Here is a 19,592-nt window from a genome sequence, read left to right on the forward strand (position 1 = left end):
CTTCTTATGTTAAAACAATTTATAGAAAGACCGGTACTTTCAACGGTCATCTCCATCATACTCTTATTATTGGGAGCTTTATCTCTCTTTAATTTACCCATTGCCCTCTTTCCGGATATCGCTCCACCTAGCGTTCAGGTAACGGCATTTTATCCGGGAGCGAATGCTGAGGTTGTAGCGCGTTCTGTCGCTACTCCAATTGAAGAAGCGGTAAACGGAGTTGAGAATATGACCTATATGACGTCAAACTCAAGTAATGACGGTACCATGACCCTGAGCGTTTTTTTCAAACAGGGATCTGATCCTGATAATGCTGCCGTAAACGTACAAAACCGTGTATCGAAAGCGATGAGCCAGCTTCCACAGGAAGTGGTACAAGCAGGGATCTCAACACAAAAGGTTCAGAACAGTATGATCATGTTTATGGGTCTTACCAGTGAAGATGCCAAACAATACGATGAGCTTTTCCTTCAAAATTACCTGAAGATCAATGTCATTCCTCAGATACAGCGTATTCCGGGAGTAGCTCAGGCGCAGGTATTCGGAACAAGAGATTATTCGATGAGAATCTGGTTGAAACCTGATCGTCTGGCAGCTAATAACCTTTCTCCGCAAGAAGTTCTCGGAGCCATCAAAGATCACAATCTTGAAGCAGCTCCCGGCCGTCTTGGACAGGGAAGTAAGGAAACGTATGAGTATATCCTTAAATATAAAGGAAAACTGAATAAGAATGAAGATTACGAAAGCATTGCCATCAAAGCCAATAGCGACGGTTCTTTCTTACGTTTAAAAGATGTGGCAAGAGTGGAATTCGGTTCTTATACTTATACAGCCACCAACAGGGTTGACGGTAAGCCTGTGGCAGGATTTGCCATTCTTCAGACTGCGGGTTCCAACGCAAATGAGATCCTTACCGAAATCGAAAAGCAGGTGAAAGTAATGGAAACCACTTTACCAAAAGGGGTGAAACCTATCATCATGTATAATTCCAAGGACTTTTTGGATGCTTCCATTCATCAGGTGGTAGAAACGCTTGTAATTGCATTCATCCTTGTATTTATTGTCGTTTATATTTTCCTTCAGGATTTCAGATCTACGTTAATCCCTGCGATTGCGGTTCCCGTTGCCATCATTGGTACTTTCTTCTTCCTTCAGTTGTTTGGGTTCAGTATCAATATGCTTACCTTGTTTGCGCTGGTTCTGGCCATCGGTATTGTGGTGGATGATGCGATTGTGGTGGTGGAAGCTGTCCATTCCAAAATGGAGCAGACAGGAATGCCTGTAGAACAGGCAACAATGAATTCCATGAGTGAAATTTCAGGAGCAATTATCTCTATTACCCTCGTGATGTGTGCGGTGTTTATTCCGGTAGGTTTCATGCAGGGACCGGCAGGAGTTTTTTACAGACAGTTTGCCTTTACACTAGCGATTGCTATTCTTATTTCTGCAGTCAATGCATTAACGTTAAGTCCGGCATTGTGTGCTATGTTCTTAAATGACCCTCAGGGAGAACACGGTGAACATGGCCATAAAACAGGTTTTGGAGCGAGATTCTTCAATGCTTTCAATGCGAGCTTCAACAGCATGACCAGAAAGTATATTTACAGCCTTAAATTTTTAATCAAAAATAAATGGGTTGCCATTGGAGGTTTGGTTCTTATTACTGCAGTAAGTGTGTTTTTGATTAAAAAAGCTCCGTCAGGATTTATCCCTACAGAGGACCAGGGATTTGTCTTGTATGCTGTAAACACTCCTCCGGGAAGCTCACTGGAAAGAACCCACAGAGCCACTGAACAGATTGACAAAATCATCAATGCTGAAAAAGCAACCAACCACCTTTGGGTAGCCGATGGGATGAACTTTATCAGTAATGCCAATGCTTCTCCCTATTCTGCCGGTTTTATAAAGTTAAAAGACTATGACAAACGTGGAGAGATGAATGATCCGGACCAGATCGCTGCAATGCTGACAGGAAAGGTAAGCCAGGTGAAAGATGCCAACGCATTTTTCTTTAACTTCCCTACTGTACAAGGTTTTGGTAACGTTTCCGGTTTTGAATTTATGCTTCAGGATAAAACAAACAGTTCTTTTGAACAATTGGGGACAACCACTCAGAAATTTATCGGTGAATTGATGAAACGTCCTGAAATCGCGTTTGCCTTTACCACTTATGCAGCAGGAAACCCTCAGTACACGATTGATGTAGATACTGATAAAGCAAATCAACTGGGAGTTTCTGTGACAGAATTGATGCAGACCATGCAGATTTATTTCGGAAGTAGTTTCGTATCAGATTTCAACAGATTCGGAAAATACTACCGTGTGATGGCTCAGGCCGATATTCCGTACCGTACAGATGCCAACTCTCTGGAAGGGATTTATGTAAAAAATAAAATGGGCGAAATGGTGCCGGCAAAAACATTAGTTACTTTAAAGAGAACTTTCGGTCCTGAAACTGTAACCAGAAACAACCTGTTCAATGCAGTAACCATTAACGGAACTCCCAAACCAGGATACAGTACCGGCGATGCCATTAAAGCCGTGGAAGAAGTAGCACAACAATCACTACCAAGAGGCTACGGCTACGAGTGGACAGGGATTACCCGTGAAGAGATTAAAACAGGAGGACAGACTGTATTTATTTTCCTTTTAAGTATTCTGTTTGTTTACTTCCTGCTGGCTGCACAATATGAAAGTTATATTCTTCCGTTTGCCATTATTCTTACTATTCCGACAGGAGTATTCGGAGTATTTGCTTTCACCGGAATGGCCGGAATTGATAATAATATTTATGTACAGGTAGGATTAATCATGCTTGTAGGATTACTGGCCAAAAATGCCATCCTGATTGTAGAGTTTGCCGTACAGAGAAGAAAAGCAGGAAAATCATTAATAGAATCGGCCCTCCAGGCTTCAAGATTACGTTTAAGACCGATCCTGATGACATCTTTCGCATTTATTGTCGGAATGCTTCCGTTGGTATGGACGCAGGGAGCTTCTGCAAAAGGTAACCATTCCATCGGATACAGTACCGTAGGAGGAATGCTTACAGGAGTAATATTCGGAATATTTATTATCCCGGTAATGTATGTGGTTTTCCAATATCTGCACGAAAAAATGCCAAGCAGAAAAAAGAAAAGACTGCAGAAACAACAACTGGAAGCAGAGCTTTTATCAAGCCCTCAATAATATAAAATCACTTGAAAACTCTTGAGGAATATGACATCTACAAAAGTCACAAAGGTTTTATAACACCACTTAAGTGATCTTGAAAATAAAAATATTCCTCAGGGTTTTGTACTTCATTAAAGTTTATTAAACAAAAACTATGAAAAGATTAAAAAATATCATTCTCACATTCGCAATAGCATTAGGCTCAGTTTCGTGTGTGTCAAAACTGGCATTCGCAGAACCGGATCTTCCGCTTCCTGAAAAATTCCGGTTGACAGCTACAGCTGATACCGCAAGCGTTGCCAATCTGGAATGGAAAGAGTTTTTCAATGATCCTATCTTGCAGGGATTGATTGAAAAAGGAATTAAAAATAATTATGACTTACAAATTGCTTTAAAACAAGTTGCAGCTTCACAGGAAAAACTGAAGCAAGCCAAATACATGCAATATCCCGATGTTGGATTTGGAGTAAGCGGACAGATTTCAAAACCCTCTAAAAACAGCATGAACGGACAAAGTTTAAATGTGTTTTTAGGGCAAAATCATGTAGAAGATTACAATGCAGCTTTTAACCTTTCCTGGGAAGCGGATATTTGGGGAAAAATCAAAAATCAGCAGGAAGTTTCAAAGATGCAGTACCTTCAGACTTATGAAGGTTCAAAAGCAGTTCAAACCCAGGTGGTAGCCGCTATTGCCCAGGGTTATTATAATCTTTTGATGCTTGATAAGCAATTGAATATTGCCAAATCTAATCTGGAACTGACCAATAATACGTTACTGATTACTCAGAAAATGTGGGAAAGTGGCGACACAACTTCTTTAGGGGTACAACAGGCAAATGCCCAGAAACAGGCAACAGAACTTCTGATCACTCAATTAGAACAGAATATCGCTATTCAGGAAAATGCATTAAGTATTCTGGTAGGAGAAATACCCAATAAAGTAAACCGAACGATTGAAATGTCTGACACTTCGCTTCCCCAGAACATTACGGCAGGACTTCCTGCAGCTATGGTAAGCCGCAGACCGGATGTTCGTCAGCAGGAACTTGTTTTACTGGAATCTAATGCCTTAGTGGGAATAGCACAGGCAAATATGTATCCTGCATTGAAAATCACTGCAAACGGAGGAGTTAACTCTTTTAAATTTGATAACTGGTTTCAGATTCCGGCATCATTATTCGGTTCGGTATTGGGAGGAATCACACAACCTATTTTCCAGAAGAAACAATTGAAAACAGACCTGGAAGTAGCTAAAATACAGAGAGAGAAAAATGTACTGGCATTCCGTCAGTCTGTATTGAATGCTGTAGGAGAAGTTTCTGATGCTTTGGTTTCTAATGAAAGCTTAAAGGTTCAGGAACAAAAAGCAACAGAGCAAACTACAACTTTAAAAGACGGAATTAAAAGTGCACAGCTTCTTTACAGAGGAGGTTCAGCTAATTATCTGGAAGTAATTACTGCACAGGGTAATTCTCTTCAGGCAGAGCTCAATCTTGCTTCCATTAAGAGACAGAGATTAAGCAGCATTGTAGATTTATACAGAGCGCTGGGCGGCGGTTGGAAGTAGTAATAAATTATATTGTTTTAATGCGGTTCTGAGGAGCCGCATTTTTTTTGACAGATTCTCTTATAACGTATCATAATAGATCTTTTTTACGACATTGCGATTTCAACCACATAGGCACATAGATTTTCTGCGTTATTTAAAGGTATTGGGGCTTTCGTGGTAAAATTAGTATTGAAACTGTTCAGAAATCCAGTGAAGCAGCTCCTTATAATCCTGCGGAGAATATCCCAACTGCAAATAATGAATATCAGCAGCCTTCCTGTACCATGTCAATTGACGTTTAGCATATCTGCGGCTGTTTTTTTTAATTTCAGAAACCGCAAAATCAAGGTCCCACTCTCCATCAAGATATTTGAATAATTCAGAATAGCCAACCGTATTTAAAGCAGTGAGCCCTTTGAATTTTTCCAGACTTTTTACCTCATCAAGCAGTCCGTTTTCCATCATGATATCAACACGACGGTTGATTCTGTCGTACAGCTCTTCCCGCGGAGCTTCTATCCCGATTCTGATCACATTGAAATCTCTGGAGTCCTGGGAAACAGCAATTTGTTCTGAGTATTTTTTATTGGTTTGCCAGATCACATCAATTGCCCGTAAAAGTCGGCGATGATTATGAATATCTACCACTGCAAAATATTCCGGATCCAGTTCCTGTAAAATTTGCTGAAGCTTTTCAACCCCTTCCTCCTCCATGATTATCTGAAGTTTTTCCTGATTTTCAGGGTTTGCTTCCGGTAAATCATTCAAACCTTCAATTACGGCTTTTTCATACATCATACTTCCGCCAACAAGAATGACCGTATCATGATTTTTGAAAAGTTCATTGAGTTTTTGTAAGGCGTCTTCTTCATATTGCCCTATAGAATAATAGTCTTCAACGGATAGATTGCCTATAAAATGATGAGGTGCTGCTGCCAATTCTTCTTCGGAAGGTGATGCTGTTCCTATTTTCATTTCCTTAAAAAACTGTCTGGAATCACAGGAAACAATCTCTGTTTTGAAATGCTGAGCCAAATCAATTGCCAATCTCGTTTTACCAATTCCGGTGGGTCCTACTACAGAAATCAAATTTTTCACATTGCTAATTTAAATGTTTATCTTTGTACAACAATAAAAAACTATGATTTTATCAATGACCGGCTTCGGTAGAGCCGAAGGTGTTTTTGAAGGAAAAAAAATAACAATAGATATTAAATCGTTGAATAGCAAAAGCTTTGATTTAAATATTAAAATTCCTTTACGTTATAAAGAAAAAGAATTTGAAATCAGAAAAATTCTTAACGATAGAATTATCCGTGGAAAAGTAGATTGCTACGTCAACCTAGAGAATCTTGAAGAATCTAATGATGTAAAAATTAATAAGAGTTTAATTGATTCCTATATCAACGAACTTAAAAATATTGCCTCCGACGGACCTGACTTCGAATATCTTAAAATGGCAGTGAGGCTTCCAGATGCTATCACTTCCAGGCCTGATGAACTGACAGAAGGTGAATGGGAAGCACTGGCAAAAATTGTCAACGCTGCTGTAGACCGTTTTGAAGAATTCAGAACAACTGAAGGTAGCATTCTCCATGAGGAATTAAACAGAAATATTCAGAATATCAATAAATATCTGGGTGAGGTGATTCCATTTGAAGAAGAAAGAATCGTCAGTGTGAGAGAGCGTTATCAGAAAACCCTTAAAGAATTTGAAAACGTTGATGAAACCCGTTTCTATCAGGAAATGGCTTATTTCACTGAAAAGCTTGACATTTCAGAAGAAAAAGTAAGACTTACCCAACATCTTAAATATTATAAAGAAGTGATGGATAATGAAGATTTCAATGGGAAAAAACTCGGTTTTATTTCTCAGGAAATCGGAAGAGAAATCAATACATTAGGTTCCAAAGCCAATCATGCAGAAATCCAGAAACTGGTAGTGATGATGAAAGATGACTTGGAAAAAATTAAAGAACAAACCTTAAACGTGTTGTAGTTACGAGGTACGAGATGCATAGGGCATTCATTTCTAAAAGTGAGGACCAAAGCTCGAAACCCGAAGCCCGAAACTAAAAAATATGGATAAAGTAATTATATTTTCAGCACCATCAGGGAGCGGAAAAACTACATTAGTAAAACATTCTTTGGAAACATTTCCTGAACTGAAATTTTCAATTTCATGTACTACGAGACAGCCAAGAGGAAGTGAAGTTCATGCCGTGGATTATCATTTTTTATCACCTGATGAATTCAGACAAAAAATATCAGAAGGTGCTTTTGTAGAATATGAAGAAGTGTATACTGACAAATATTACGGAACTTTAAAATCTGAGGTAGAAAAAATCTGGAATCAGGGAAAAGTTGTTATTTTTGATGTAGATGTGAAAGGAGGTATTTCTCTAAAAAAATATTTTGGTGAAAAAGCTTTATCAATTTTTATAGAACCACCTTCCATTGAAGAATTGGAACGAAGATTGGTTTCAAGAAATACCGATGATGCGGAAACCATTAAAACCCGTGTAGAAAAGGCAGAAGAAGAAATGTCTTACGCCGGCGAGTTTGACAAGATCGTGATCAATACCGATCTGGATGTAGCTAAAAAAGAAATAGAAAGTTTAATAAAAAGTTTTATCAGTAACTAAAAGCTGGAAGATAGAAGCAGAATGATGTAGGTAATCACAATACTCAGATCTGACTTCTAATTTCTAACCTCTACTTCTGATAATAAAAAATTGAGGTTGATATGAGTACCGAAACATTAGAAAAAGCTAAATCTGCAATTCCTGTAAAAGGTTTTCTGGATATAAAGGATATCGCAATTCCTCAGGGTGAAGATTTGGTAAAAGCCATTCTTAAACTTAAAGAGGAAAAAAATGCCGTAATTCTTGCCCATTATTACCAGCCGGGAGAAATCCAGGATATTGCTGACTTCCTGGGAGATTCTTTACAGCTGGCAAGACAGGCTAAAGAAACAAATGCCGACATGATTGTATTTTGTGGAGTACATTTCATGGCAGAAGCTGCTAAAATTCTTAACCCAACTAAAAAAGTAGTTCTTCCCGATACAATGGCCGGATGCTCTCTGGCAGACGGATGTTCAGGAGAAGGATTGAGAAAAATGCGTGAGCAGCATCCGAATGCTTTAATAGCAACATACATCAACTGTAATGCAGAAACTAAGGCGGAAAGTGATATCATCGTTACGAGTTCAAATGCTGAAACAGTTATTGAAGCTCTTCCAAAAGACAGACCTATCATTTTTGCTCCGGATAAGAACCTGGGAAGATATTTATCTAAGAAAACCGGCCGTGATATGATTCTATGGGACGGAAGCTGTGTTGTACACGAAGCATTCTCTATGGAAAGAATTGCCAAACAGCTGGCAGATAATCCGGATGCCAAATTAATCGCGCACCCGGAAAGTGAGGAAGCTGTATTAAAGCTTGCCCATTTCATTGGTTCTACCTCTGCTCTCCTGAATTATGTAGAAAAAGACGATTGTCAGAAATTCATCATCGCTACTGAAGAAGGAATTCTTCACGAGATGAGAAAACGGGCTCCTCACAAGGAACTGATTCCTGCTCTTGTTTTTGATGAAAGCTGTAACTGTTCAGAATGTTTCTACATGAAACGTAATACAATGGAAAAATTGTACTTATGCATGAAATATGAGCTTCCTGAAATTCTTATCGACGAAGAATTAAGATTGAGAGCATTAAAACCCATTGAGGCGATGCTTGATCTTTCAAAAAGTATAAAATAAAAGTAGCTGTCTCCTTTATTGGCAAAGTCAAATGCAGGAGACAGCCTTTTTTTATTATTAAATCATAGGTGCATAGCAGGCTGCCGGCTTGCTTCAGCATCCCTATTCACCCGTACGGAAGTCTTGTTTTCCGGTTAAAAAACTATAATTTACTACAGCATTGGTGTGTAGCATTTCCCTCCGTGTCTCAGCCAGCATCCCCATTTTCCACCGCCCATCATACATACAAATTGCTCACCACCGCAGGCATCTATCTGGTCTTGCGTAATACCTCCACTGATACATTTCTGCTCTTGTCTTGATAACTTTTTAATTGTTTTCATAATGTTTTAATTTTTAATATTAGAAATAAAGAACACCTGCTAAAATGTTCCTCTGTTATGGATTTTACTTAATTTTCTTTTTATTTATTTAAAATTTAACGCTACAATAACCATCAATAAAATAATTTAAATATAAGAATTTCAAATAATTAAGCCAAAGGTTTCAATAAATATATCTCTAAAAAATGAGTTATTAATTTTTCTTCTGTACACTTTGCTATTTCAAAATAATTTGTACATTTGTTCTCGAACAATGAATTTTCTAAGAAACATATCTGATATTTCTGCCCTGAAATCACTTATTTCAGGCATATCTTCTGTTTCTACATTCACAACTACAACAACTACCCCATAACGGGGTAAATTTTCACATATTATTTCGGGCACCTGTACTCTTTTTTTTAAAGAGTAACCATTTCTTTTTACTCAACCTCAAATAAATAATTGATGAAAATTTTAAAATTCGGCGGTACATCTGTCGCCAATGCACAGAATATCCTTCTGGTAGAAAACATAATAAAAAAAGAATCTTCACAAAACAAAATTGTTGTAGTTGTATCGGCACTGCATGGTGTTACAGACAATCTGATCAAAGCTGCCGAACAAGCCACTGTTAAAGATGATTCTTATGCTCAAACTATTAAAAATCTTGAAGAAAAGCACCTGCAGCTGGTGAGAGAACTTATTCCCGTTCTGGAGCAGAGTTCATGGCTAAGCTTTGTAAAAAAACATTTTAATGACCTTGAAGATATTTACAACGGAATCCTTGTTTTAGGTGAATTAACAGACAGAATCAAGGATAAAATTGCTTCATACGGAGAATTTTTATCCTCAAATATCATCGCAGCAAGGCTTCACTACCAGGGCTCAGATTGCTTGTGGATGAATTCTGCAGAATTGATCAGAACTGACAGCAATTTTACCAATGCAAAAGTAAATACTGAAGTTACAGAAAAGAACATTCAAAGATACATGAATGAGCACCAGAATCAGATTATCGTCGGACCTGGTTTTATCGCTCAGGATGAAAATAACAATATGACCACTTTAGGAAGAGGAGGGTCAGATTACACAGCGTCCATCATTGCTGCTGCAATTCACGCAGAAGAGCTTCAGATATGGACAGATGTAAGCGGAATGATGACTGCAGACCCACGTCTGGCATCGAATGCTAAACCTATTTCAGAAATATTCTATCACGAAGCGATGGAACTTTCCCATTTCGGGGCAAAAGTTCTTTACCCTCCTTCCATCCAGCCGGTTATGACCAAAAATATTAATCTGAAAATCAAAAATACATTCGTTCCTGATGCCCTTGGAACCTTAGTTTCCCATTCTCTTAACAATTCAGAATATGAGAATAAGCAACTTGCGGTAGGGATTTCCAATATGAGTCATATTGCCCTTCTTACCATTGAAGGCAGCGGAATGGTTGGCGTTCCGGGTATATCAGCAAAGCTGTTCCAGGGATTAAATCATGGAAATATAAATGTCATCCTCATTACACAAGGTTCTTCAGAGCATTCCATTACTGTTGCCATTCATGAAAAAGATATATATTCAGCTGAAAATGCGATCAATACTTCCTTTGCAGACGATATCAATTTAAAAAGGATTTCTCCTGTAAAAATTGAAACGGGCTTATCTATAGTGGCGTTGGTGGGCGAAAATATGAAAAGCAGAAGCGGGGTAAGTGCAAAAATGTTCGGATGTTTAGGAAATAACGGAATCAATATCAGAACTATTGCACAAGGTTCTTCAGAGAGAAATATCAGCGTTGTAATCTCTGACAAAGATACCCGGAAGGCCGTCAATATACTTCATGAGGAGTTTTTTGAATCCGAAATTAAGCAGGTACACCTTTATATCTGTGGAACCGGGAATGTGGGATCCAAACTGATCCAACAGATCTATAATCAAAACCGTTACCTGCAGGAGAACCTCTTGATCAATTTAAGAATTGCCGGACTTTCCAACAGCCGTAAGATGCTCTTTTCAGACAAGGGAATACAGGAAGAAGAATATGCAGGATGGATTGAACAGGGACAGGATGCCTCAGCAAAGGATTTTGCAGAAGAAATTATTTCTCGAAACTTAAGAAATTCCGTCTTCATCGATATTACTGCAAGTTCCGAAATTCCGAAAGTTTATGAAAGTCTGTTAAAAAGAAGTATCAATATCGTAGCCTGTAATAAAATCGCGGCCTCATCAGATTTTGAAGAATATAAAAACTTGAAGGATACGGCAAGAACCCACAACTGTAAGTTTTATTTTGAAACCAATGTAGGGGCAGGACTTCCTGTCATAGGTACCATCAATGATCTGATCAAAAGCGGAGACAAAATAACTTCTATCGAAGCGGTACTCAGCGGAACTTTAAATTTTGTATTTAACAATTATGATGGAAGCAGAACATTTTCAGAGGTTGTAGCCCAGGCACAAAAAGAAGGATATACAGAACCGGATCCCAGATTAGATTTATCTGGTACCGATGTAGCCCGTAAAATTTTAATCCTTGCCAGAGAATCAGGATATCCTCTTCAATTTGAAGAAATTGAAAACATAGGCTTTCTTCCTGAAGCATGTATGGAGGGAAGTGTAGAAAATTTCTATGAAAAACTTACAGAATACGAAGATCATTTTAAAAATTTATGGTCCGATGCACAAAAGGAAGGGAAAATACTAAAATATGTTGCTGAATTCAAGGAAGGAAAAGCTAAGGTCGGTCTGCAGCATGTTTCTCCGGAAAGCGATCTTTTCCACCTGTACGGAAAAGATAATATTGTCATTTTTAAAACATTGAGATATTCAGAACAACCATTGGTCGTAAAGGGTGCCGGTGCCGGCGCTGAAGTGACTGCCAGCGGTATTTTTGCAGACATTATACGTTCCATTTAAAAACAGAAAAATATGAAAAAAGTAAAATTAAGAGTTCCGGCCACCGTTGCCAATCTGGTGTGCGGATTTGATATTCTGGGAATGGCTATCCATGATCCTTACGATGAAATGGAACTCAAATTATTAGACAGCCCTGACATTATTATAAAACACGAAGATTCCTTCGGCCTGCCCGAACAGCCTTCAAAAAATGTGGCCGGAGTGGTTCTTCAAAAAATTCAGGAACACCTGAAACTCTCTCAAGGATTTGAAGTAATAATCCGCAAACATATAAAACCGGGCAGCGGGCTCGGCTCCAGTGCGGCAAGTGCCGCAGGAGCCGCCTTCGGAGCTAACGCTTTATTAGGAGATATTTTATGCAAAGAAGAATTGATTCATTTTGCTATGTTTGGAGAAGAACTGGCATCCGGAGTACGCCATGCAGACAATATTGCTCCCTGTATTTATGGAGGAATAACGCTGGTAAAAACTACAGATCCTATTGATATTATTCCCCTCAATGCTCCGGATTTATTTGTAGCCGCAGTTCATCCGCAGGTAGAAGTAAAAACATCAGATTCAAGACAGATTCTAAAGAAAAGCATTACACTAAAAAGCGCAGTAGAACAGTGGGGAAACATTGCCGGACTTGTTGCCGGGATACAAAAAAATGATCTCCCCCTCATTGGAAGAAGTCTTAAAGATGTCATTATTGAACCTGTCCGAAGTATTTTAATTCCAAAATTTGATGAAATTAAAATGAAAAGCCTTCAGCTGGGAGCGCTGGGAGGAGGTATTTCAGGTTCAGGTCCCTCTATTTTTATGCTTGCAGAAAAAAAAGAAACGGCGGAAAAAATAGCAGACCTTATGAAAACGGTATATGATGAAATTGAGATTGAAAGCTATACCTATGTTTCTAAAATTAATCCGGCAGGAATTGAAATCATTCCGGAAGCATAAAAAATAACTCCAAAAAAAAGATAATGAAATACTATAATTTAAAAGACAATCAGGAAAAAGTTGATTTTAAAACGGCTACGATTAAAGGCCAGGGTAAAGATAAAGGTCTCTTTTTCCCGGAAAATATTCCTCAGTTTGAAAAAGACTTTATCAGCAACCTTCAGCAATATTCGGATCAGGAGATTGCCTATCGGTGCATGAGAGATTTTGTAGGAGACGAAATCCCGGCTGAAGTTCTACATGACATTGTATCAGAAACTGTCAGTTTTGATATTCCGTTAAAAAAAATCAGTGATTCAATTTCCGTCGTAGAACTTTTCCACGGTCCCACCCTTGCGTTTAAAGATATCGGAGCAAGATTTATGAGCAGGTGCCTGTCTTATTTTTTAAAAGATAATGGTAAAAAAGTAACCGTATTGGTAGCTACTTCTGGTGATACCGGCGGTGCCGTTGCTCACGGGTTTTATGACCTCCCAGGAATTGATGTAGTGATCCTTTATCCTAAAAACAGAGTAAGCCCTGTTCAGGAGAAACAGCTTACGGCATTAGGTAAAAATATTTATGCCTTAGAACTTAACGGAACTTTTGATGATTGCCAAAGCCTTGTAAAACAGGCATTCTCTGACGAGGAAATTAACAACCGATTATTTCTGACTTCAGCCAATTCGATCAATATTGCAAGATGGCTTCCTCAGCAGATATATTACCTACTGGCATTGAAGCAATGGCAGGTATACGAACGTGAAGCTCCCGTAATCTGTGTACCCAGCGGGAATTTCGGGAATATTTGTGCCGGGCTCCTGGCTCATTTCAGAGGTTTGCCAGCCGGGCACTTTATTGCGGCCTGCAATGCCAATGATATTGTTCCTGAATACCTTAAAACAAATAATCTCATACCACAAAAAGCCATTGCAACCCTTTCCAATGCGATGGATGTAGGAGATCCAAGTAATTTTGTAAGAATTCTGGAGCTTTTCGGGCATCAATTCAATGCTTTACAACATAAAATATCAGGGTATTCTATTGATGATCAGAAAACGATGAATACCATTAGGGAAGTTTATGAAAAATATAAATATATCCTTGATCCGCACGCTGCAGTTGCTTTTGCCTCCATGGAACAATACTTAAAAGAAAATCCCGGTCGGAAAGGGTTTATTCTGGGTACAGCACACCCGGTGAAATTCCCTGATGCAGTAGAAAATGCGATACAAACGGAAATTGATATCCCGGAAGTACTGGAAGATTTGATGAAAAAGGAGAAAAAAACTGTAGAAATAAATTCAGATTTTGAAGAATTAAGACGATTTTTGCTTCATAAAAAATAGAAGAAATGAGCAAAATATATCTTGAAGACGTAAAAATATATGCTTACCATGGAGTTCTGCCCGAAGAAAATAGTATCGGAACGTATTATATTTTAAATGCAGAACTTCATACCGACCTTTGGAAAGCCTCAGAATCCGATGATTTGAATGATACCATAAGCTATGCAGACATCAATGATATCATTCATCAGGAAATGAAAATAAAATCAAAATTGCTGGAGCATGTCGCAGGAAGAATTATTTCAAAAATTCACGAACGCTTCTCCCAAATCGATTATATTAAGCTTAAAATAACCAAAACCGCACCACCAATGCAGGGCGAAATGAAAGGTGCCAGCATTGAACTGGAAAAAAGCTTTAAACCTGAAAATTAAATCCTTACTTTCGTTTTATCAAAAACATATCAATTGAAATTCGTTAAAATATTATTTTTAGTAGCATTCATCAATGCATTTGGGCAGAATGGTGTCGATAATCAGTTAGCCACTTATAATTTCCCAAAAATAAAGTCCAGTATTACAATGCCGGTCACGATTCCGCTTTCAGAGCTTAGCAATATGATTAATGCATCTGTAAAAGAATTAATTTATCAGGACGACTCATATACGGACAACAACAATGACCAGTTTAAAGTAAAAGTCTGGAAGACCAGACCCATCCGGCTTGTAGGAGGAACCAGTCAGAATCTTCTGATCGAAGTTCCTTTGAAAATATGGGCTGAAAAAGGAATAGGTACCTTAGGGCTGTACACTTATCAGAATACAACCTTTGAGACGATCATGTCCTTTAACACAACGGTGACATTTAAGAATAACTGGACGATCATTACCAATACCCAGCCCAATGGGTTCAGATGGGTTACAAAACCGGTGCTTGATTATGGAAAAATTCAGATTCCTATCACTCCTATTGTGGAGAAAAACCTGAGAGAGCAACAACTGAAATTCTGTAAAACAATTGACCAGCAAATGGCTACGCAGCTAAACTTCCAGCAATATGCCTTAATGGCCTGGAATACATTTCTGCAACCCTTTAATATTTCGGAAGAATACAATACATGGCTGAAGGTAAGTCCTGCAGCGGTCAATATTACTCCCTTAAAGTTTTATGGTAATCAGATCAACACCACTCTTGGAATTGACATTTTTTCAGAAACTTTTACCGGAAATAAACCGGCGGCATCATTGCCGGTAACTGCAGTTTCCAACTTCAACTTCTCTCCTACTGTTGCAGATAAATTCATCTTACAAACTACGGCCAACATTCCTTTTACTGAGGCAAGCAATATGGCCAGAAAAACATTCTTACATAAGGAATTTGACATCCGGGATTCTAAGGTAAAAGTAACAGATATCCGGGTGTATGGTGTTGATAACAGAATTGTGATCGAAGCACAAACAGATGGCTATATTAAAGGAACTTCGATTATTTCAGGAATTCCGGTTTATGACGAAATAAAAAGAAAAATTGTCCTTTCGGACAGCAAATTCAAATTGAAAACAACCAATATTCTTCAAAAAACAGCCTCCGTCTTATTTCAAGGCAAAATTGTGAAAATGATTGAAGAAGAATATGGAATTCCAACACAGGAACTCGAAGAAACATCAAAGAAAAGTATTGAAGAGGCCTTTAATAAAGAATATTATAAAGGATTAAAGATGAGTGGAAAAGTTTTTAATCTCAAACCCAGCAAAATTCTGTTGAGCGATACCGGAATTACGGCGGTCATTGATACCAACGCTGCACTCAAATTAATTGTCAACGGATTTTAACAATACATAATCAATAAACAAACTAATAACCGACATGAGAAAATATTTAGTAATTGTAGACAGGCACAAGTCTACAAAACTAATCAGACTTACGCATCTTATCATAGACAGAATGATGATATACCTTATTTTAATTCTCTTTGGATTAATGTCTTCCCTTCTGTTTCAAGTAACAGGTTCAGACTTTTTTCTGGATATTGTACAAAAAATGGCCTCAGTAAACAGGGTTACGGATATCCTGATAACGTCTTCAATTTATTTCATCTATATATTCCTTATCGAATACCTTACGAAAGGAAGATCTATCGGGAAATATATTACAGGAAGCAAAGTCATCTGTATTGATGGTAGCGAGCCAACATTTAAGGATTATTTTATCCGTAATATTTGCAGGTTCGTACCGCTGGATGTACTTTCGTTTCTCGGAGAAAACGGCTGGCATGATAGCTGGAGTGAAACAAGGGTAATCAACATCAAAAATTATAATACTGAAAGACAGGCAAAAAGCGAAATCGACGATCTTGGGAAGAAAGAAATTGCTTAAAAACTTTTGTTCATAAAGAATTTTTACTATATTTGCACACCTCAAAAATGGTAAAAATGGTACTTTGGCCGAGCGGCTAGGCAGTGGTCTGCAACACCATCTACAGCGGTTCGAATCCGCTAGGTACCTCTTCAAAACCTCTAATTTTATTAGAGGTTTTTTATTTTTATACTTATTATAAAAATTTCGTATTCTATTTTTCTACAGAAACTGTTATTCTATCGTTACTACAATTTCTCACAAAAATCAGCTTTCTTACCTGCAGGAGACTTCACCAAATAATACCATTAAAGAATAAACATTTATATACTAAAAAATCGAAGTTCCAGCCCCAAAAAAACACTAGCTATATGGTCCCACATCAGAACAAAAAAAAATCCTCGGAAATTCCGAGGATAAAAACTAATAACCATGAAAACTCAAATTAAACATGAGTTGCATTTGTATATTGAAAAATCGTGCCAAAATTGAAATTTTGAAAAATATATTTTAAAATATATTTTGATACATCAAATTGGCGATTTTATCGATTTAAATCCTATTTTTTATCAATATTATAAATTTATCATTATTAATTAAAATGATTATAAATAAAAATAATACATGAATAATATGAATGAATATTCAACAATTCAAATAAAACTACAAAGCTATAATCTTTTTTTCATAAAAAAAACGATTATACAAAACATATTTAAACAATTAAAATACAATAATCAATAAATGGCATAATTTATTCTTTACTTTAAAGAAATCTATAAATTCAACTATCATGAAAAATATTTTTTTTAAGAAGGAAGATTTTATCAAAAATAAAGAAGGTGAATATCAGATTCAGTTCAAAACTGAAGAAATTGGTGAAGGATCCAATATTATTACGGAAAAATTAAATGAAAATGGAGAGTATGAAATAATTCAGGCTCCCATACGAAGATTTGAGGATTTTATTTTTATCGTTTGGGATCATCCATTCGATGGGAGGATAATTTTTGATACTTAAGCTGTATCATTCTGCAATATAAAATAAAAGCCTCCAATACCGGAGGCCTCAAAAAACACAAATGATGAAAAAAAATTTTATATCAGAAATAAAAATTAATCGTTTAATCCTATTTCAAAACTACATTGTCTTTTCTTTTTATTTTATGATTCCACTCATAAAATTTTATCTTAAAATATTATTTTTTTAAGCCCATCCTATTCTTTTCACTGAAATACAGTCTTATCCTACATTCTATATACCTATAAAGCATTGGGTTACATAAAATGAATATTTAATTTTACAGATTTCACATCCATAAAAAATATTTACAATATGTTTTCTACCAATAACCCTATAATATAATAAAAAAACACTTAAAAAACCATGATCCAGGTTATATTTTGAATTTTTATAATTTGATAGCTTTACAAAAAGCTTAATTCAAAAAATTGTGATAAAATTTTCTATACTTATAGCCCACTATAATAATGGAAAGTACTTTAAAGACTGTTATCAGTCATTGATCAGTCAAAGTTATGAAAACTGGGAAGTTATTATTGTAGATGACGCCTCCACAGACGATTCTGTTGAGGTCATACAATCAATGATTAAAGATGATCCCAGATTCCGGTTGTACTACAATTCAGTCAATAGAGGTTGCGGTTTCACCAAACGGGAATGTATGAAATATGCTGTGGGAGAAATATGCGCCTATCTGGATCCGGATGATGCCCTTTATCCTGAAGCACTTGAAAAAACAGTTGGAGAATTTGTCGATAATGATGCCATTGTAGCTGTATACTCCCAAATGATGCTCTGCAATGATACCCTCATACCTGATAAAATTTTTGCAAGCACCAAACAGATTTACAACAGTCGGTATTTCTTTAACTGCCCTATTCAGTTTGCCCATTTCTTTACGTTTAAAAAAGAAATCTACTCAAAAACTTCGGGGATCAACCCAAAGCTGAAGAGTGCTGTAGATCAGGATCTCTACCTAAAGATATTGGAATTTGGAGATGTACAGTACCTCAAAGAACCCCTGTACCTGTACCGCCTCCATTCCCGCGGTATCTCACAGCAAAGCGCAAAAAAAAGCGCAAAAGAATCCTTTGCCAGAGTAATTTATGATACAATGAAAAGAAGAGGTATCAAAAAAATTAATAATCAGGAAGTTCCGGAAACTTATACCAATTCACAGGAAATCTACCAGCTTCTGGACTATCAGACCAATAAAGTACATCGCCTGATCAACAAAATAAAAATCAGCTTGCATTTATAAATAAAAACTCCTCAAAATAGAGGAGTTTTTTAATCATCGAGTATATGGAATAAAATGCTCTGACTTTAGGAACATTTCAAATCAAATCTACGAGTACCCCGGTTTCTATTTTATGATCAGAATCATAACGGGAATGGGAAACGCACACAAAAAAATAAAAGGCCTCCATTCAGAGGCCTAAAAAACACAAATGATGAAAAAAATCTATTTAGAAAAATCCAAACAGAATATTGTTAATCGCTTATCAGTATTTTTTTCTGTTATACTTTTTCCAGTAAGGAAAATCATAAGTATAACACCAAAATCCGGATTTATCATTTATTTTCCTGAGAACGCAATAGCATCCGGAAACAATAAGCATTGATAGTACAAATAAAATAATCAACTCCAAAATTAATGAATCATCAATAATTTCCATTATCATACAGTTTTTTTTAGTTTTTTATAATTAAAATTTAACACAAATCATTAAACATAATGTGAAAAAACTAGTACCAACTATATATTGATTAAAAAATCCTCATAGCGAGGATTTGTAAATGTAGTTAAATATTTTGTCTTTCACAAAGTTATTCTTCCCAGATGATCGGAATATACACAGTAACATATCCATCAGCATCTACAGTAACATCGGAAACAGTGGCCACTACCGATCCGTAGCCTACCCAACCTCCCTGGCCCTGCATGGCTGAAAAGGTATAGGTACCCTCAGGAAGCCCGTCATAATATTGCGGAACCGTCTGAAAACCACCTCCGTAATAAGTTTCATAGATATCCCCGGTGCTTGCACTTTCAGCAATAAAGCTCCCCACATCATAATTACCAGAAAGAATCTTAGTTCCGTCCTGTGCCAAAAGGCCATAACGAATCTTATACGTCTGCTCTTTTTTCTCTTTATCAGATACTTCTGATCGTTCTTTAGACTGGGTTTTCATTATATCTGTAGATGAAAATGAAGTTGCAATAGTCAATAGCCCAATAATAGCCGATACTGTAAAAATTGATTTTTTCATAATTAAAGTAATTTGGTATCTC

At 37.0% G+C, this 19,592-nt stretch carries 16 protein-coding genes and 1 tRNA gene; 14 read left to right on the forward strand and 3 right to left on the reverse strand.

What is annotated here, in order from left to right:
* Positions 1 to 6: 6 nt before the first annotated feature.
* Together M030_RS0111950 and M030_RS0111955 are read left to right on the forward strand one after the other, a co-directional pair.
* Complete coding sequence (locus M030_RS0111950) at positions 7 to 3,189, forward strand: efflux RND transporter permease subunit (protein ID WP_027373712.1); 3,183 nt, start codon at positions 7 to 9, stop codon at positions 3,187 to 3,189.
* A 139-nt stretch (positions 3,190 to 3,328) separates the two neighbouring features.
* Entirely contained in the window at positions 3,329 to 4,741 is a 1,413-nt protein-coding gene (locus M030_RS0111955) for an efflux transporter outer membrane subunit (RefSeq protein ID WP_027373713.1), read from the forward strand.
* A 165-nt stretch (positions 4,742 to 4,906) separates the two neighbouring features.
* Here M030_RS0111955 and miaA read toward each other — a convergent pair whose 3' ends face one another.
* On the reverse strand, positions 4,907 to 5,821 hold the full coding sequence (miaA, locus tag M030_RS0111960; RefSeq protein ID WP_027373714.1) for a tRNA (adenosine(37)-N6)-dimethylallyltransferase MiaA: 915 nt from the start codon (positions 5,819 to 5,821) through the stop codon (positions 4,907 to 4,909).
* A 43-nt stretch (positions 5,822 to 5,864) separates the two neighbouring features.
* Between miaA and M030_RS0111965 the strand changes: the two genes are divergently transcribed.
* The 3 genes from M030_RS0111965 (at position 5,865) to nadA (ending at position 8,489) form a co-directional block, all read left to right on the forward strand.
* On the forward strand, positions 5,865 to 6,722 hold the full coding sequence (locus M030_RS0111965; protein WP_074941984.1) for a YicC family protein: 858 nt from the start codon (positions 5,865 to 5,867) through the stop codon (positions 6,720 to 6,722).
* Positions 6,723 to 6,804: 82 nt separating this feature from the next.
* Complete coding sequence (gmk, locus tag M030_RS0111970; RefSeq protein ID WP_027373716.1) at positions 6,805 to 7,368, forward strand: guanylate kinase; 564 nt, start codon at positions 6,805 to 6,807, stop codon at positions 7,366 to 7,368.
* A 101-nt stretch (positions 7,369 to 7,469) separates the two neighbouring features.
* The gene (gene nadA, locus M030_RS0111975) at positions 7,470 to 8,489 is read left to right on the forward strand and encodes a quinolinate synthase NadA (protein WP_027373717.1); all 1,020 of its coding nucleotides are present in this window, start codon (positions 7,470 to 7,472) and stop codon (positions 8,487 to 8,489) included.
* Positions 8,490 to 8,641: 152 nt separating this feature from the next.
* On the opposite strand, the gene M030_RS25540 is transcribed toward nadA, so the two are convergent.
* On the reverse strand, positions 8,642 to 8,812 hold the full coding sequence (locus M030_RS25540; protein WP_155857897.1) for a hypothetical protein: 171 nt from the start codon (positions 8,810 to 8,812) through the stop codon (positions 8,642 to 8,644).
* Between the two features lie 447 nt (positions 8,813 to 9,259).
* Between M030_RS25540 and thrA the strand changes: the two genes are divergently transcribed.
* The 9 genes from thrA (at position 9,260) to M030_RS0112025 (ending at position 18,557) form a co-directional block, all read left to right on the forward strand.
* The gene (thrA, locus tag M030_RS0111985) at positions 9,260 to 11,710 is read left to right on the forward strand and encodes a bifunctional aspartate kinase/homoserine dehydrogenase I (protein WP_027373718.1); all 2,451 of its coding nucleotides are present in this window, start codon (positions 9,260 to 9,262) and stop codon (positions 11,708 to 11,710) included.
* 12 nt (positions 11,711 to 11,722) lie between these two features.
* Entirely contained in the window at positions 11,723 to 12,649 is a 927-nt protein-coding gene (locus tag M030_RS0111990) for a homoserine kinase (RefSeq protein ID WP_027373719.1), read from the forward strand.
* 23 nt (positions 12,650 to 12,672) lie between these two features.
* Positions 12,673 to 13,977, forward strand: a complete 1,305-nt coding sequence (gene thrC / locus M030_RS0111995; RefSeq protein WP_027373720.1) for a threonine synthase — start codon at positions 12,673 to 12,675, stop codon at positions 13,975 to 13,977.
* Positions 13,978 to 13,982: 5 nt separating this feature from the next.
* On the forward strand, positions 13,983 to 14,351 hold the full coding sequence (folB, locus tag M030_RS0112000) for a dihydroneopterin aldolase (protein WP_027373721.1): 369 nt from the start codon (positions 13,983 to 13,985) through the stop codon (positions 14,349 to 14,351).
* A 33-nt stretch (positions 14,352 to 14,384) separates the two neighbouring features.
* Positions 14,385 to 15,749, forward strand: a complete 1,365-nt coding sequence (locus M030_RS0112005) for a DUF4403 family protein (RefSeq protein WP_027373722.1) — start codon at positions 14,385 to 14,387, stop codon at positions 15,747 to 15,749.
* A gap of 34 nt (positions 15,750 to 15,783) precedes the next feature.
* Positions 15,784 to 16,293 (forward strand): RDD family protein, encoded by a 510-nt coding sequence (locus M030_RS24060; protein ID WP_081806334.1) that lies wholly within the window; start codon positions 15,784 to 15,786, stop codon positions 16,291 to 16,293.
* A 58-nt stretch (positions 16,294 to 16,351) separates the two neighbouring features.
* A tRNA-Cys gene (locus tag M030_RS0112015) sits at positions 16,352 to 16,422 on the forward strand.
* A gap of 643 nt (positions 16,423 to 17,065) precedes the next feature.
* Positions 17,066 to 17,293: a hypothetical protein gene (locus tag M030_RS0112020; RefSeq protein ID WP_027373723.1), complete on the forward strand. Its 228-nt coding sequence runs from the start codon at positions 17,066 to 17,068 to the stop codon at positions 17,291 to 17,293.
* Between the two features lie 433 nt (positions 17,294 to 17,726).
* Positions 17,727 to 18,557 (forward strand): glycosyltransferase family 2 protein, encoded by an 831-nt coding sequence (locus tag M030_RS0112025; protein WP_227533307.1) that lies wholly within the window; start codon positions 17,727 to 17,729, stop codon positions 18,555 to 18,557.
* Between the two features lie 569 nt (positions 18,558 to 19,126).
* Here the strand turns inward: M030_RS0112025 and M030_RS0112035 are convergent.
* Positions 19,127 to 19,570: a hypothetical protein gene (locus M030_RS0112035; RefSeq protein WP_027373725.1), complete on the reverse strand. Its 444-nt coding sequence runs from the start codon at positions 19,568 to 19,570 to the stop codon at positions 19,127 to 19,129.
* Between the last annotated feature and the right edge of the window lie 22 nt (positions 19,571 to 19,592).

This window comes from Chryseobacterium sp. UNC8MFCol (assembly GCF_000482305.1).
Taxonomy (GTDB): domain Bacteria; phylum Bacteroidota; class Bacteroidia; order Flavobacteriales; family Weeksellaceae; genus Chryseobacterium; species Chryseobacterium indologenes.